This window comes from Streptomyces albiaxialis (assembly GCF_039530985.1).
Taxonomy (GTDB): domain Bacteria; phylum Actinomycetota; class Actinomycetes; order Streptomycetales; family Streptomycetaceae; genus Streptomyces; species Streptomyces albiaxialis.
On sequence record NZ_BAAAPE010000008.1, the window covers coordinates 298452 to 313746 of the forward strand.

13 protein-coding genes are annotated in these 15295 nt (G+C 71.3%); 7 read left to right on the plus strand and 6 right to left on the minus strand.

Annotation, left to right across the window (positions count from 1 at the left end):
• Positions 1-185: 185 nt before the first annotated feature.
• The 4 genes from pknB (at position 186) to ABD343_RS17550 (ending at position 4722) form a co-directional block, all read left to right on the plus strand.
• On the plus strand, positions 186-2123 hold the full coding sequence (pknB, locus tag ABD343_RS17535) for a Stk1 family PASTA domain-containing Ser/Thr kinase (RefSeq protein WP_344529114.1): 1938 nt from the start codon (positions 186-188) through the stop codon (positions 2121-2123).
• A gap of 347 nt (positions 2124-2470) precedes the next feature.
• Positions 2471-3217 (plus strand): transglycosylase SLT domain-containing protein, encoded by a 747-nt coding sequence (locus tag ABD343_RS17540; protein ID WP_344529116.1) that lies wholly within the window; start codon positions 2471-2473, stop codon positions 3215-3217.
• A gap of 4 nt (positions 3218-3221) precedes the next feature.
• Positions 3222-4094 (plus strand): deoxyribonuclease IV, encoded by an 873-nt coding sequence (locus ABD343_RS17545; RefSeq protein WP_344529118.1) that lies wholly within the window; start codon positions 3222-3224, stop codon positions 4092-4094.
• A 91-nt stretch (positions 4095-4185) separates the two neighbouring features.
• Positions 4186-4722 (plus strand): DUF4396 domain-containing protein, encoded by a 537-nt coding sequence (locus ABD343_RS17550; protein ID WP_344529120.1) that lies wholly within the window; start codon positions 4186-4188, stop codon positions 4720-4722.
• 16 nt (positions 4723-4738) lie between these two features.
• On the opposite strand, the gene ABD343_RS17555 is transcribed toward ABD343_RS17550, so the two are convergent.
• Positions 4739-5362, minus strand: a complete 624-nt coding sequence (locus ABD343_RS17555) for a sulfite oxidase-like oxidoreductase (protein ID WP_344529122.1) — start codon at positions 5360-5362, stop codon at positions 4739-4741.
• Between the two features lie 184 nt (positions 5363-5546).
• Between ABD343_RS17555 and bfr the strand changes: the two genes are divergently transcribed.
• Positions 5547-6026: a bacterioferritin gene (gene bfr / locus ABD343_RS17560; protein WP_344529124.1), complete on the plus strand. Its 480-nt coding sequence runs from the start codon at positions 5547-5549 to the stop codon at positions 6024-6026.
• Here the strand turns inward: bfr and ABD343_RS17565 are convergent.
• From ABD343_RS17565 to ABD343_RS17580, 4 genes are all read right to left on the minus strand, one after another.
• The gene (locus ABD343_RS17565) at positions 6007-6285 is read right to left on the minus strand and encodes a (2Fe-2S)-binding protein (RefSeq protein ID WP_344529126.1); all 279 of its coding nucleotides are present in this window, start codon (positions 6283-6285) and stop codon (positions 6007-6009) included. The two genes, bfr and ABD343_RS17565, sit on opposite strands and share 20 nt — an antisense overlap.
• A 122-nt stretch (positions 6286-6407) precedes the next feature.
• Positions 6408-7751: a class II 3-deoxy-7-phosphoheptulonate synthase gene (locus ABD343_RS17570; protein WP_425578203.1), complete on the minus strand. Its 1344-nt coding sequence runs from the start codon at positions 7749-7751 to the stop codon at positions 6408-6410.
• 68 nt (positions 7752-7819) lie between these two features.
• Positions 7820-9430 carry an AbgT family transporter gene (locus ABD343_RS17575; RefSeq protein WP_344529129.1) on the minus strand — a complete coding sequence of 537 codons (1611 nt, stop codon included), beginning with the start codon at positions 9428-9430 and terminating at the stop codon, positions 7820-7822.
• Between the two features lie 8 nt (positions 9431-9438).
• Entirely contained in the window at positions 9439-10701 is a 1263-nt protein-coding gene (locus tag ABD343_RS17580) for a metal-dependent hydrolase family protein (RefSeq protein WP_344529131.1), read from the minus strand.
• 126 nt (positions 10702-10827) lie between these two features.
• Between ABD343_RS17580 and ABD343_RS17585 the strand changes: the two genes are divergently transcribed.
• Both ABD343_RS17585 and ABD343_RS17590 read left to right on the plus strand, forming a co-directional pair.
• On the plus strand, positions 10828-11901 hold the full coding sequence (locus ABD343_RS17585; protein WP_344529133.1) for an Lrp/AsnC family transcriptional regulator: 1074 nt from the start codon (positions 10828-10830) through the stop codon (positions 11899-11901).
• Between the two features lie 464 nt (positions 11902-12365).
• Positions 12366-14252 carry an anthranilate synthase family protein gene (locus ABD343_RS17590; protein ID WP_344529135.1) on the plus strand — a complete coding sequence of 629 codons (1887 nt, stop codon included), beginning with the start codon at positions 12366-12368 and terminating at the stop codon, positions 14250-14252.
• Here the strand turns inward: ABD343_RS17590 and ABD343_RS17595 are convergent.
• On the minus strand, positions 14215-15234 hold the full coding sequence (locus ABD343_RS17595; protein WP_344529137.1) for a 2-hydroxyacid dehydrogenase: 1020 nt from the start codon (positions 15232-15234) through the stop codon (positions 14215-14217). The two genes, ABD343_RS17590 and ABD343_RS17595, sit on opposite strands and share 38 nt — an antisense overlap.
• Positions 15235-15295 lie beyond the last annotated feature (61 nt).

Below are 15295 nucleotides of genomic sequence, written 5' to 3' on the forward strand. Positions count from 1 at the left end.
GCGCCAGCAGGGGCGCCCCGTCAGGGGCGCGGGGAACTGCGCGAGCGACCACGGCGCACGCACGGTCTGCGACGCACCGCAAGGGGCAGCCCGGGGGCAGTCCGGATGCCGGGCAACGTCACTGTTCGGCTCCAGCAGGGCACCGCACGAACCCGAAGGGCATCGCGGCTCGTAAACTCTCCGCAATGGACACCACCCTCAAGGATCCGCTGGTCGGCCAGGTGCTGGACGGGCGTTACCGCGTGGACGCGCGGATCGCCGTCGGCGGCATGGCCACGGTCTACCGTGCGATGGACACACGCCTGGACCGCGTGCTGGCCCTGAAGGTGATGCATCCCTCTCTCGTGGCCGACGACACGTTCGTGGGCCGGTTCATCCGGGAGGCCAAGTCGGCCGCCCGCCTCGCGCACCCCAACGTGGTCGGCGTCTACGACCAGGGCACCGACGGGACGTACGTCTATCTCGCGATGGAGTACGTCTCCGGCTGCACGCTCCGTGACGTGCTGCGCGACCGGGGCGCGCTCCAGCCGCGCGCGGCGCTCGACATCCTGGAGCCCGTCCTCGCCGCGCTCGGCGCCGCGCACCGCGCGGGCCTCGTGCACCGCGACATGAAGCCGGAGAACGTCCTGATAGGGGACGACGGCCGGGTGAAGGTCGCCGACTTCGGGCTCGTACGGGCCGTGGACAGCCAGTCCGGGGTGACGACGGACTCGATCCTGGGCACCGTCTCGTATCTCGCGCCGGAGCAGATCGAGCACGGCGCGGCCGACACCCGTACCGATCTGTACGCGTGCGGCGTGATGCTCTACGAGATGCTGACCGGCGCCAAGCCGCACGCGGGCGGCACCCCGGCGCAGGTGCTCTACCAGCATCTGCACGAGGACGTCCCGGCCCCGTCGGAGGCGGCGCCCGGCGCCGCGCGGGCGCTGGACGAGCTGGTGGCGCGCGCCGCGGCGCGCGACCCCGAGCGACGCCCCGCCGACGCCGTCGCGCTGCTGTCGGAGACCCGCGCGGCGCGGGCCCGGCTGACCGACGCGGAGCTGGACGCCGTGCCGCCGCGCGCGAAGGCGGACGGCGCGGAGGAGCAGGCGGCGGGCTCCGGCGGCGACGAGGCCAGTACGTACGTGATCCCGCGCCCGGCGCTCGTCTCCGCCGCCGAGCCGCTGAACGCCACCACGCGGCTGGCCCCGCCGCCGCTGGACCCCCCGGCCACGCCCGGGGGCGGCGGGGACGCGCGCGGAGGGCCGCGCCGTCCGCCGCGCTGGGCGCTGGTCGCGGTGGGCGCGCTGCTGCTCGTCCTGCTGGGCGTGGGGATCTGGTACATCAACTCCGGACAGTTCACGCGGACGCCCGCCGTGCTCGACAAGACGCAGGCGGAGGCGACCCGGCTCCTCGACGACGAGGGCCTCGACGTGAGGGTCACGCACGACTACAGCTCGCGGGTGAAGCGCGGCCACGTCATCGACACCAACCCGAATCCGGGCGAGCGCATCCGCAACACCGGCACCGTCACGCTGGTCGTCTCGCGCGGCCCGGACGTCGTGAAGGTCCCGGACGTGAAGGGTTCGCCGCTCGCCGAGGCCAAGAACGAGCTGAAGAAGGCGGGCCTGGAGCCCGGCGTGGTCAAGCGCCGCTTCAGCGAGAGCGTGCCGCGCGGCGAGGTCGTCACGACGGACCCGACACCGGGGACGAAGCGGCGCTCCGGCTCGGCCGTCGCGCTGTCCGTCTCCAAGGGCGAGCCGCTGGACGTGCCGGACGTGGTCGGCGAGGACGAGAGCGCGGCCCGGGAGGAGCTGAAGGAGGAGGGCTTCAAGGTCCGCGTGGCGGCGAAGCGGGTCTTCTCCGAGGAGGACGAGGGCGCGGTCGCCCGCCAGTCCCCCGCCGACGGCGCCGTACGGGAGCGGGGCGCGACGATCACGCTCACGCTCTCCAAGGGCCAGGACATGGTCGAGGTGCCCGACGTGGAGGAGACGGGCAAGGACGAGGCCCGCAGGAAGCTGGAGGACGCCGGGTTCAAGGTGAAGGTGCGCAGGCTCTTCATCGGCGACACGGTCTTCAACCAGTCCCCCGACGCGGGCGACGAGGCCCCGCGCGGCTCCGAGGTCACCCTCTGGCTCCGCTGAGCCTCTTCGCGGAGTCCCCGCGGAGCCTCACTGAGCCCTCACTGAGTGCCGATTCCGGTGATGTGCCCTCGACAGAGGGTGAGATCAGGGGGTCCCCCGTGTGAGCCCGCGCATAGGGCGCACATCACGTACGAAGGGGATTAGTGGAACAGAACCGGACATGCGGCACTTCTGACATGACGTCATACGCCGCCCACTAATCAGGGTCGTACGTCACACCTTTGATTTGCCAATTCGAAGCCTTTAACACTTGGTCTTCGTCGCACGGCGCCGGGACATGAACTCGGCGTTAGCCCGCCTACCCCCGGCTCTGCGACGCAAACCAACGGAAAGGCTCCGCTCTCCCCATGCCCAGCATCTCCGGTTATCTCCGCAACCCCAAGGCCAAGAAGATTTCCGCCGTCGGTATCAGCGCGGCGGGCGCGGCGGCCCTGGCTCTTACGGTCGTCCCCGGTTCCGCCGAGGACGGGAACCACAGCCAGGCCGCGGCCACCATCTCCGCCGAGCCCGTCGCGTTCGCCGCGGGCTCCGCCTCCGCGAAGCACGAGTCGTCGGTCGCCAAGAAGGACCCCGCCGTGGCCAAGCAGGAGGCCGACGAGGCGCGGAAGGCCGCCGAGGCCCGCAAGGACGCCGCCGCCAAGCGCGACGCCGAGCGCAAGGCCCAGGAGGCCCGCGAGGCCGAGGACGCGAAGGCCGAGGCCGCCGCGCGCGACAAGGCCGACAAGCCCGCCAGCCGCTCCGCCAAGCGCGCCGCCCCCGCCAAGCCCAGCTACCCCGACAACCTCGACGGATGGATCCGCGAGGCCCGGTCGATCATGAAGCAGCACGGCATCCCCGGCTCGTACGACGGCATCAAGCGCAACATCATCCGCGAGTCCGGCGGCAACCCGAACGTGGTCAACGACTGGGACGTGAACGCCAAGAACGGCGTGCCGTCCAAGGGTCTGCTCCAGGTCATCCAGCCGACCTTCGACGCCTACCACGTCGAGGGCACCCCGAAGAACCTCACCGACCCGGTCGCCAACATCGTCGCCGCCTGCAACTACGCGGCCGACAGGTACGGTTCGATGGACAACGTCAATTCGGCATACTGAGCGTGTGACCGCACAACAGACGAAGCAAGAGCGCAATCCCATTGGCGGCCATGTCCCCGTAGCCGGGGGTCTGGCCGCCAATGGCATTTCCTATGCGCGGGAAATAGCGGCGGAGACGGTTCAGGTCTTCGTCGCGAATCCGCGCGGCTGGGCCACTCCCCCGGGAAATCCGGAGCAGGACGAGAAATTCCGCGCCGCCTGCGCGGAGGAGAACATTCCCGCCTACATCCACGCGCCGTATCTCATCAATTTCGGCTCGGACAACGAGGCGACGGCCGCCAAGTCCGTCTCCTCGATGCGCCATTCGCTGCGCCGGGGCCGGGAGATCGGCGCGCTCGGCGTGGTCGTCCACACGGGCTCGGCGACGGGCGGACGGCCGCGGGAGACGGCGCTCGCACAGGCGGGCGAGCTGATGCGACCCCTGCTGGACGAGCTGACGCACGACGACGACCCGTGGCTGCTGCTGGAGCCGACCGCGGGCCAGGGCGCCTCGCTCTGCTCGCAAGTGCGCGATCTCGGCCCGTACTTCGACGTCCTCGGCCGGCACCCCCGGCTCGGGGTCTGCCTCGACACCTGCCACGTCTTCGCCGCCGGGCACGACCTCGCGGCGCCCGACGGCGTACGGGACACGCTCGACGAGCTGGTGGCGGTGGCGGGGCCCGGGCGGCTCAAGCTGATCCACGCCAACGACTCGAAGGACGTCGTGGGCGCCCACAAGGACCGGCACGCGAACATCGGCGCGGGCCACATCGGCGAGAGCCCCTTCGCCGAGCTGCTGGCCCACCCGGCGACCGAGGGCGTCCCGCTGGTGATCGAGACCCCGGGCGGCAAGCAGGGGCACGCGGACGACGTGGCCCTGCTGAAGAAGCTCCGCTGATCCGTTTCCCGGGTACGGGAATACCCCTCAGGGGTATATGGTTCACCTCGTAGCACGCCAGGAACCGCTCCGTTCTCGCGAGGTGTCGCACATGTCCCAGCACCACCACGACCACGCGCAGCACGACCACACCCCGCACGACCACACCCACGCGCAGCCCGAACACGCGCAGCACGACCACGGCGGCCACGGCCCCGTCTCCTGGGCCATGGCCGCCAGGGCCACGCTGCACTGCCTCACCGGCTGTGCCATCGGCGAGATCCTGGGCATGATGATCGGCACGGCGCTGGCCTGGCACAACGCCCCGACGATGGCGCTCGCGATCGCCCTGGCGTTCGTCTTCGGCTACAGCTTCACGATGTACGCCGTGCTCCGCGCCGGGCTCGACTTCAAGTCCGCCTTCAAGGTCGCCCTGGCCGCCGACACGGTCTCGATCCTCGTCATGGAGATCGTCGACAACGGGGTGATCCTGGTGACCCCGGGCGCGATGGACGCGCACCTCACGGAGTGGCTGTTCTGGATCACGCTGGCCGTGGCCTTCGCCATCGCCTTCGTGGTGACCACGCCCGTCAACCGCTGGCTCATCGGCAAGGGCAAGGGCCACGCGGTGGTCCACCAGTACCACTGACCCCGCCGCACGGGGCCTACAGCTCGGGACCGTCCCCCGGCTCCTCCTGGTAGGAGTAACGCTGCTCCTCCCAGGGGTCGCCGATGTTGTGGTACCCCCGCTCCTCCCAGAAACCGCGGCGGTCGGCCGTCATGTACTCGATGCCGCGCACCCACTTGGGCCCTTTCCAGGCGTACAGATGGGGCACGACGAGACGTACGGGGAAGCCGTGCTCGGCGGTGAGGAGTTCGCCCGCGCGATGGGTCGCGAACACGACGTTGTCCGCGGCGAAGTCGGCGAGCCGCAGATTCGAGCTGAAGCCGTACTCGGCCCAGACCATCACATGGGTGACGTCCGGCGCGGGGGGCGCCAGCTCCAGGACCGTACGCGCGCGGATCCCGCCCCACTCGGCGCCCAGCATGCTGAACTTGGCGACACAGTGCAGGTCGGCGACCACCGTCTCGTACGGCAGAGCGGTGAACTCCTCGTGCGTCCACGACCGCTTGTCGCCGTCGGCGGTGGCTCCGAAGACCCGGAAGTCCCAGCGGTCGGGCTTGAACTTCGGCACCGGCCCGTAGTGCGTCACCGGCCAGCCGCGCTGGAGCCGCTGCCCGGGCGGAAGCTCCGGTTGCTCCCCTTCGCGGCTTTGCGGTTGACCCATGTCTCCATGGTGACAGACCGACAGGGGTGCTCCTTACCGCCCCCTCACCCCTCACTCGCGGTCGTAAATCCGGGCAAATTCGGTAAGCCTGCACTTACTGGACCGGCGCGCGGGGGCGGTGCGAGGATGCGCGGGCGCGCGCAAGCACTCGCACATTCCTGCCCCCTGGAAGGAGCCCGCCACCATGCAGGGCGACCCCGAGGTCATCGAATTCCTCAACGAGCAGTTGACCGCGGAGCTGACCGCGATCAACCAGTACTTCCTGCACGCCAAGATGCAGGAGAACTTCGGCTGGACGAAGCTCGCGGAGTACACGCGGTCCGAGTCCTTCGACGAGATGAAGCACGCCGAGGTGCTCACGGACCGGATCCTGTTCCTGGAGGGCCTGCCGAACTACCAGCGGCTCTTCCATGTGCGCGTCGGCCAGACGGTCACCGAGATGTTCCAGGCCGACCGGCAGATCGAGGTCGAGGCCATCGACCGGCTGCGCCGGGGCATCGAGCTGATGCGCTCCAAGGGCGACATCACGTCGGCGAAGCTCTTCGAGGACATCCTCAAGGACGAGGAGCACCACATCGACTATCTCGACACCCAGCTCGAACTGGTCGAGAAGCTCGGAGAGGCGCTCTACATCGCCCAGCTCATCAAGCAGCCGGACTCGTAAGAGCCCGCTCTTGCACGGGCTCGGGCTCCATCGGCTCCAGGGCCGGCTCCCCCTTGTCCATGGCCGCGCGGCGGGGGCAGGTGCCCCGGCCCAGGAGGCCCTGGATGCGGCGCACGCAGGAGCCGCAGTCGGTGCCCGCCTTGCTCTCGGAGGCTATCTGGCGCGGGGTGCACGCACCCGCCGCCGCGTGCTCGCGCACCTGCTCCTCTGTGATGCCGAAGCATGAGCAGACGTACACGCGGTCACCTCCGTGGAGCATGGTGGAGCATCAGGGCATCGAATCGATGAGGTTAACCTAACCTTACCCCGGCCGGAGTGTCCATAAATGCGCGTGGGGCCCGCATCACATCGATGCGGGCCCCACGGCTGCGCGGCGGTCGGCTACTGGTCCCGGTACATCTCCGCGACCAGGAAGGCCAGGTCCAGGGACTGGCTGCGGTTGAGGCGGGGGTCGCACGCCGTCTCGTAGCGCTGGTGGAGGTCGTCGACGAAGATCTCGTCGCCGCCGCCCACGCACTCCGTGACATCGTCGCCGGTCAGCTCCATGTGGATGCCGCCCGGGTGGGTGCCGAGGCCCTTGTGGACCTCGAAGAAGCCCTTGACCTCGTCCAGCACGTCGTCGAAGCGCCGGGTCTTGTGCCCGCTGGCGGCCTCGAAGGTGTTGCCGTGCATCGGGTCCGAGATCCAGGCCACCTGGGCGCCGGACGCCGTGACCTTCTCCACCAGCTCCGGGAGCCGGTCGCGGATCTTGTCGGCGCCCATCCGCGTGATGAAGGTGAGGCGCCCCGGCTCGCGGTCCGGGTCGATCTTGTCGATGAGCGCCAGCGCCTCCTCGGAGGTGGTCGTCGGGCCCAGCTTCACGCCGACCGGGTTCCGGACGCGGGAGGCGAACTCCACGTGCGCCCCGTCCAGTTGGCGGGTGCGCTCGCCGATCCAGACCATGTGCCCGGAGACGTCGTAGAGATTCCCGCTGCGGGAGTCGACGCGGGTGAGCGCCGACTCGTAGTCGAGCAGGAGCGCCTCGTGCGACGAGTAGAACTCGACGGTGCGCAGCTCCTCGGGGTCCGTGCCGCAGGCCCGCATGAACTTCATGGCCTGGTCGATCTCGCGGGCCAGCGCCTCGTACCGCTGCCCGGACGGGGAGCTCTTGACGAAGTCCTGGTTCCAGGCGTGCACCTGGCGCAGGTCCGCGTAACCGCCGGTGGTGAAGGCACGCACGAGGTTCAGCGTCGAGGCCGAGGCGTGGTACATCCGCTTCAGCCGCTCCGGGTCGGGCGTACGCGCCTCCGGCGTGAACTCGAACCCGTTCACCGAGTCGCCCCGGTACGACGGCAGGGTGACGCCGTCGCGGGTCTCGGTCGGCTTCGAGCGGGGCTTGCTGTACTGCCCGGCGATCCGGCCGACCTTCACGACCGGGACGGACCCGGCGTAGGTCAGCACGGCGCCCATCTGGAGCAGCGTCTTGAGCTTGTTCCGGATGTGCTCGGCGCTGACCTGGTCGAATGCCTCGGCGCAGTCGCCACCCTGGAGCAGGAACGCCTCACCGCGGGCGACCGCGCCCAGCCGGGCACGCAACTGGTCGCACTCGCCGGCGAAGACGAGCGGCGGATAGGACTCCAGCTCCGCGAGCACGTCGCGCAGAGCCTCGTGGTCCGGCCAGTCGGGCTGCTGTGCCGCGGGAAGGTCTCGCCAGGTGTGGGCACCGGCGTCGGTGTTGGCGTTCACAGTCACACGGTAAAGATTACGGGGTTTCCGGGGGCCTCCGTCCCCCTGCCCGCGATACGAGACCGGTATCACGGCTTCGCCGGGAGGTGGACGCCGGAGCCCGGGCCCAGCGGGAGGTCGGCGAAGTAGAAGATCCCCAGCACCGCGAGCCAGGCCAGCAGGAACGGCACGGTGAAGACGGCCAGCCGCGAGAGCAGGGTGCCGAGCCGCGCCTCGGGCTCGTACCGCCGCAGCAGGGCCAGGGCCAGGAAGAGGTACGGGTTCATCGGGGTGATCATCTGCGTCGCGGAGTCGCCGATCCGGAACGCGGCCTGGGTCAGCGCGGGCTCCAGCCCGAGCAGCATGAAGGTCGGCACGAAGACCGGCGCCATCAGCGACCACAGGGCCGAGCCCGAGGTGATGAAGAGGTTGAGGACGCAGACGAGCAGCACGAAGAGGAGGACGCCCAGGAAGCCCGTCAGGCCCGCCGCCTTCAGCAGGGCCGCGGCCTTGACCGCGAGCAGGGTACCGACGTTCGACCATTCGAACACCCCGATGACCTGGCTGATCATGAAGATGAGCACGATGTAGCCGGACATCCCGGTGACCGACTGGGCCATGATCTTCGGCACGTCGTCGGCGCCGCGCAGGGTGCCGACGGACACGCCGTACACCACGCCGCCGAGCAGGAACGCGACGAAGAGCAGCGGCACCACCCCGTCCAGCACGGGCGAGGGCACGAGCGCGCCGCCCTCGCCGCGCAGCGGGCTGCCGGGGAGCAGCCAGCAGACGACGACGGCCGCGCCGTACGCGCCGACGGCGAGCAGCGCGCGCAGCAGCCCGCGCTTCTCGGCGGCGGTGACGGCGGTGGTGACCTCGCCCGCCTGCGCGGCGCCCTCGGGGGCCCGGCCGGTCTCCGCGGCGTCCGGGTCCGTGACGCCGTCGCCCGTGGGCTGGGGCAGCCGGGGCTCCAGGACGCGCGCGGTGAGGAAGCCGCCGAGGAGGCCGAGCAGGGCGCTGGCGGTCGCGGTGAAGAAGTAGTTGATCAGGATGTGGGTCTCGACGCCCGGCGCGTCCGGCAGGACGGCGGCGGCCTTCTCGGTGATCCCGACGTAGAGCGCGTCGAGGGCGCCGATGGTGAAGCCCGCCGCGTATCCGGCGCAGACGGAGGCGAAGGCGCCGATCAGGCCCGCCACGGGGTTGCGCCCGGCGGCCCGGAAGGCGAGCGCGGCGAGCGGCGGGATCACGATGATGGCGATGTCGCTCATCAGGTGCGCCTGACAGGCCACGAAGGCGATCACGTACGGAAGGAAACGGGCGGGAGTGCGCGCGATGCTGATCCGTACGGCCGCCTCCAGCAGCCCCGTCTTCTCGGCGACGCCGACCGCCATCATCATCAGCAGCACGGTCCCCAGCGAGGGGAAGCCGGTGAAATTCGGGATGAGGTTCGCCAGCAGCCACTGGACGCCCTCGCCCGTGAGCAGGCCGTGGATCTCCAGCGTCTTGTCCGAGCCCGGCACGGTCACGCTCGCGCCCGCCACGGCCAGCACGGTCGAGGCGACGGCGAGGACCGCGAAAATGCCGGTGAACAGGTAGAAGGGGTGCGGCAGCCGGTTGCCGCCGCGCTCGATCAGGCCGAGCACCCTGTCGAGGAGCCCGCCGCCGGCCGGGGCCGGGGCCTTGTCCGTCGTCTTGGCCATCGTCGTCGCTACCCTCTCGCGTCGGGCTGCGCTGGCAGCAGGTTCTTGCGGACGGTGCCGCCCTGGAGGACGTACGCGATCCGCTCCGGCTCGGCCAGGACGGAGATGTCCGCGAGCGGGTCGCCGTCGCAGACCACGAGGTCGGCCTCCTTGCCCGCGGCGAGGGTGCCGACGCGGTCGTCGAGGCCGAGCAGCTCGGCGGCGGTGCGGGTGCCCGCGGTGATCGCGTCGAGCGGGGACATGCCGAGTCTCACCAGATGGATCAGCTCGCGCAGGTTCCGGCCGTGCGGACAGATCGCGGAGTCGGTGCCCAGCGCGATCCGGACGCCGTCGGCGATGGCGGCCGCGATGTTCTCCTGGGTGATCCCGGACCAGCGGACCTTCTTCTCGTAGTGGTACGACTCCATGGTCGACTTGTCGATTCCGTCGAAGACCGTGGAGAGCGTCGGGACGACGAACGTGCCGCGCTCGCCCGCGAGTTCACGGGCCCGCACGTCGAGTCCGTAGCCGTGCTCGACGCTGGTCACGCCGCCGCGGATCGCGTTGAGGATGCCCGCCGTGCCCTGCGCGTGGGCGGCGACGGGACGGCCGCCGTGCCGCGAGACCTCGTCGACGACCGCGCGGATCTCCTCCTCACTCAGCCCTTCGTCGTCGGGCTGGTCGTGCGGGCTGCCCATGCCGCCGGTCGCGCAGACCTTGATCACGTCGGCGCCCTCGCGCAGCAGCCTGCGCACCGAGATCCGCACCTGGTCGACCGTGTCCGCGATCTCCCCGACGCCGCCGCTGAGGTCCATCCCGCAGGGCGTGCTGTAGTCGGCGTGGCCGCCGGTGTGGCCCATGATCCGTACGGCCGTACGGATCCGCGGGCCCACGGTCAGCCCCTCGGCCTGCGCGACGCGGAACCCGGCCGGGAGGCCACCCAGGTCGCGGGCCGTGGTGACGCCCGCCTCCAGCGTCAGCCGCATCCGCTCGGCGGCACGGAAGACGCCCACGGTCGGGTCCTCCTGAAAGCGCCGGGTGAGGTCGGCCGAGGAGCCCGCGCAGAAGTGGACGTGGGTGTCGATGAACCCGGGCAGCACCGTGCGGCCCCCGACGTCGAGGGTCCGCGTGCCGGGCTCCACGGGCGGCTCGGCGGCGGCGGGCCCGACGTAGGCGAGCGTGCCGTCCGCGCCCGTACGCACCACACCGTCGTCCACGGGGCCCGCGCCGGTGCCGTCGACGATGCGGGCGCCGGTGATCCGGAGCGGGGCGGAAGAGGCAGGGGAGGTCACAGAAACTCCTGGTGTCGTCGCGGTGAGGTCTGGGGATACGGTCAGGTCTCTCGACGAACGGGCTGTCGAATCGCCGGAATCGTTCATCGGGAGCCTGTATACGCACGATCCGGAAAGGCCAGAGAGATGCAGGGATCTGCCGACCCGCGCGGAACGCGGGGGGCGCCGGACGCGGTGGACGAGCTGGACGAACTGGGCGAGCTGGACGAGCTGGACCTCCAGCTCCTGCACGCGCTCCAGATCCAGCCGCGCGCCCCCTGGTCGCTGGTCGGCAAGGTGCTCGGCGTCGACCCCGTCACCGTCGCGCGCCGCTGGCAGCGGATGCGGGACGCGGGCACCGCCTGGGTCGACGGCTACCTCTCGATCGGTCACGAGGGCGCGGTCCGCGCGCACGTCGAGATCGTCACGGACGGCGCCCGGCTCGCCGAGGTCTCGGGCGTCCTCGCCGACGACGCGGAGATCATGAGCCTCAAGCAGACCTCGGGCTCCCGCGACCTCATCGCCATCGTCATCGCCCGCGACCTGGGACGGCTCGTCGACTACGTCTCCGAACGCGTCTCCCGCATCCCCGGCGTCCGTACGACCCGCATCCACGTCATCACGGCGGCGCCGTGGGAGGGCAGCATGTGGCGGCTGCGCGCCCTGACCGCGCGGCAGCGCGCCGCGCTCCAGCCGCCGTCGCCCGAGCGGCCCGCGGTCCTCACCTCCCTGACCCCGGTCGACCAGCGCATCGCCGTGGCCATCGGGCAGGACGGACGGATGCCGCTCACCGAGCTGGCCGCGGTGGTGGGTACGAGCGTGGCGACGGCCCGCCGCAGACTCCAGCTCCTCACCGCGAGCCGCCAGGTCTCCCTGCGCTGCACCGTGGCCCGCCCGCTGTCGGGCTCGCCGGTCGCCGCGGTGTACTTCGCGTCCGTACCGGCCGAGCATCTGGAAGCGGCGGCGCAGGCGCTCCGCACCCTGCCGGAGCTGCGCCTCTGCACGATCACCGCGGGCCCCTACAACCTGGTCCTCGACGTGTGGCTCAGGGCCCTCCACGACGTCCACGCCCTGGAGACCCACATCGGGCGCGAGCTGCAGGGGCTGTCGCTGCGCATCGACGAACGGGCGGTGGTGCTGCGCACCATCAAGCATGTGGGGCGCGTCCTGGACAAGGCGGGCCGCAGCGTAAGAGCTGTACCGATGGAACTGGACGGCTGACCAGACCTCTGCGAGAGCACCCGGTCCAAGACTTCTGGGCTTGCCCCATAAGGGGCGCGGGGAACTGCGCGCCCAGCCACGGCGCAGCGGCAGCCCGCGAAGCAGCGTGCGGGGCTGCCCGAACCCGGCCCCCTTGCAGCCGCACCCGGCATGGGGGCTGCGCTTGCCAACCCTGCGCCTTGCGCAGACTTCCCAAGCGCTGCAGGGAGGAGTGGGGCTTGCCCCGTCAGGAGCGCGGGCCTCCCAAGCGCAGCGGAAGGGAGGAGTAGGGGGCAGCACGGGCTCGGCTGGATCCGTTAGGGTGCTCGCATGCACGCGCTCATGAACATGAACTGGTGGTGGCCCGCTCAGTCGGCGGCCCATCCACTTACGCGCGTGCGCTAACGCAACGTACCGGCCGCCCGAGGGGCGGCCTTTTTCGTGTCTGCGTCCGGCCGTTCCTCCCCACGTGAAGGAACCCGCCCATGGACCGCACCAGCACCCTCATCAACCGCCTGACCAGCGACGACGCCCCACCTTTCGCCCTGCTCCGCAGGCGTACGCCCGGCCGCGAGGCCGATACCGTCGAGCTCCTGACCGGGCCCGTGGTCGAGAGGGAACGGCTCGCCGGCATGCCCGTGGACGGCACCGGCGCGCTGGCGCTGATCCCCTTCCGGCAGATCCGGGAGCGGGGGTTCGACGTGACCGACGACGGTACGCCCCTCTCGGTCCTGGTCCCGGAACACCGGCACGAACTCCCCCTCGACGACGTGCTGGAGGCCCTGCCCGCGCACGCGGTCACCGTAGAGGGCGGCGCGTTCGACGTGGACGACACGGCGTACGAGGAGATCGTGCGCCGGGTCGTGGAGGACGAGATCGGCGCGGGCGAGGGCGCGAACTTCGTCATCCGCCGCACCTTCGAGGGCACCGTCCCCGGCTTCTCGCGGGCCGACGCGCTCGCGCTCTTCGGGCGGCTGCTGCGCGGCGAGCAGGGCGCGTACTGGACGTTCGTCGTGCACACCGGCGACCGTGTCCTGCTGGGCGCCAGCCCCGAGGTGCATGTGCGGATGAGCGGCGGGACCGTCGTGATGAACCCGATCAGCGGGACCTACCGGTATCCGCCCGAGGGGCCGGGCGTGGAGGGGCTGCTGGAGTTCCTGGGCGACCGGAAGGAGAGCGAGGAGCTGTCCATGGTCGTCGACGAGGAACTGAAGATGATGTGCACGGTCGGCGACGAGGGCGGCGTCGTCGTCGGGCCCCGGCTCAAGGAGATGGCGCATCTCGCGCACACCGAGTACGAGCTGCGCGGCAAGAGCACGCTCGACGTGCGCGACGTGCTGCGCGAGACGATGTTCGCGGCGACCGTGACCGGCTCGCCCGTCGAGAACGCGTGCCGCGTGATCGAGCGCCACGAGCACGGCGGGCGCGGCTACTACGCGGGCGCGCTGGCCCTCGTCGGACGGGACGCGGGCGGCGCGCAGACCCTCGACTCCCCCATCCTCATCCGCGCCGCCGACATCGACGCGGCCACGGGCAGGCTGCGCGTCCCGGTCGGCGCCACGCTCGTCCGCGCCTCGGACCCGGCGAGCGAGGTCGCCGAGACGCACGCGAAGGCGGCCGGGGTGCTGACGGCGCTCGGCGTGCGCGAGGGGCGCCCCCGGGCCGCACGCGCTCGCGTCAGGCTCGCGGACGACCCGCGCGTGCAGGCGGCGCTGGAGGAGCGGCGGGCGGGGCTCGCGCCGTTCTGGCTGCGGATGCGGACGGGGCGGCCGGAGAGGGACGCGCGCGAGGTGCTCGTCGTGGACGGCGAGGACACCTTCACCTCGATGCTCGCCCATCTGCTGCGCGCCTCGGGCCACCCGGTGACCGTACGGCGCTACGACGCCCCGGGGCTGCGCGGGGCGGCGCTGGCGCACGAGGGTCCCGTGGTGCTGGGTCCCGGGCCCGGCGACCCGCGCGACACCGGCGACCCGAAGATGCGGCTGCTGCGCGGGCTCGCCGCCGAGCTGGTGCGCGAGCACCGGCACGGTCTGCTGGGCGTCTGCCTCGGGCACGAGCTGCTCGCCGCCGAGCTGGGGCTCGACCTCGTACGGAAGGAGCAGCCGTACCAGGGCGCGCAGGAGCGGATCGACCTGTTCGGGCGGCCCGCGACCGTCGGCTTCTACAACTCCTACACCGCGCGCTGCGACGACGAGGCCGCCGAGGAGCTGTCCCTGCACCGCGTCGAGCTGAGCCGGGACGCGGCGAGCGGCGAGGTGCACGCGCTGCGCGGGCCGGGCTTCGCCGGGGTGCAGTTCCACCCCGAGTCGGTGCTGACGCTGGACGGCGCGGGGATCATCGCGGAACTGCTGGAGGCTGTCCTGGTGCGGTGAGCACATTGGCGCTGGTGCGGCCGGCCAGATAGTCCTCCACGTTGCTCACCGTGGTGTCGACGATCTGGCCGACCGCGTCGCTCGTGTAGTACGCCTGGTGCGAGGTGACCAGCACGTTGCTGAACGTCATCAGGCGGGCGAGGACGTCGTCCTGGACCACGTCGAGCGACTTGTCGTGGAAGAAGAGGCCCGACTCCGCCTCGTACACATCCAGGCCCACGCCCGAGAAGCGGCCCTGGCGCAGCTCCTCGACGAGCGCCTCGGTGTCGATCAGGCCGCCCCGCGAGGAGTTGACCAGCAGCGCGTCGTCCTTCATGGAGCGGAGCGCGGGGCCGTCGATGAGGTGGTGGGTGTCGGGGAGCAGCGGGACGTGGAGGCTGAGCAGGTCGGCGTCGGCGAGGAGGCGCGGCAGCTCGACGTACCGCATGCCCAGCTCGACGCAGGCCGGGTTCTCCGCGACGTCCCAGCCCAGCAGGTTCATCCCGAAGCCGTGCGCGATGCGGGTGAACGCCTCGCCGATCTTGCCGGTGCCGACGACGCCGACCGTACGGCCGTGCATGTCGCGGCCCATCAGGCCGTCCAGCCGGAAGTCGAACTCGCGGGTGCGGCGGGCCGCGCGGACGACCCGGCGGTTCACGGCCATCGCCAGGGCCCAGGCGAACTCGGCGACGGCGAACGGCGAGTAGTACGACACCCGGGCCACCGTCATGCCCAGCTCGGCGGCGGTGTCCAGCGCGATGTTGTTGAAGCCGGTGGCCCGCTGGGCGATCATCCGCGTGCCGCCCTCGGCGAGGGCGCGCAGGGTGTCGGCGTCCAGGTCCGCGTTGACACTGACGGAGATGACCTCGTGGCCCGCGGCGAGGGGCGCCGTGTCCCGGTTCATGAACACGTCGACGCAGCGCGCGTGGAGCTGGCGCTGCCGGAACGCGCGCTCCAAGAAGGGCCGTTCGTCCTGCTGAACGCCGAAGGCGAGGATCTCCATGGCACGCACTCCCGGGACAGAGGGCTCATATCGGGCGATACGTCGTACGTTACTCGGACTC

Coding starts and splice junctions, on each gene's coding strand:
- pknB (WP_344529114.1), top strand. CDS start 186: ATGGACACCACCCTCAAGGATCCGCTGGTCGGCCAGGTGCTGGACGGG.
- ABD343_RS17540 (WP_344529116.1), top strand. CDS start 2,471: ATGCCCAGCATCTCCGGTTATCTCCGCAACCCCAAGGCCAAGAAGATT.
- ABD343_RS17550 (WP_344529120.1), top strand. CDS start 4,186: ATGTCCCAGCACCACCACGACCACGCGCAGCACGACCACACCCCGCAC.
- ABD343_RS17555 (WP_344529122.1), bottom strand. CDS start 5,362: ATGGGTCAACCGCAAAGCCGCGAAGGGGAGCAACCGGAGCTTCCGCCC.
- bfr (WP_344529124.1), top strand. CDS start 5,547: ATGCAGGGCGACCCCGAGGTCATCGAATTCCTCAACGAGCAGTTGACC.
- ABD343_RS17565 (WP_344529126.1), bottom strand. CDS start 6,285: ATGCTCCACGGAGGTGACCGCGTGTACGTCTGCTCATGCTTCGGCATC.
- ABD343_RS17575 (WP_344529129.1), bottom strand. CDS start 9,430: ATGGCCAAGACGACGGACAAGGCCCCGGCCCCGGCCGGCGGCGGGCTC.
- ABD343_RS17585 (WP_344529133.1), top strand. CDS start 10,828: ATGCAGGGATCTGCCGACCCGCGCGGAACGCGGGGGGCGCCGGACGCG.
- ABD343_RS17590 (WP_344529135.1), top strand. CDS start 12,366: ATGGACCGCACCAGCACCCTCATCAACCGCCTGACCAGCGACGACGCC.
- ABD343_RS17595 (WP_344529137.1), bottom strand. CDS start 15,234: ATGGAGATCCTCGCCTTCGGCGTTCAGCAGGACGAACGGCCCTTCTTG.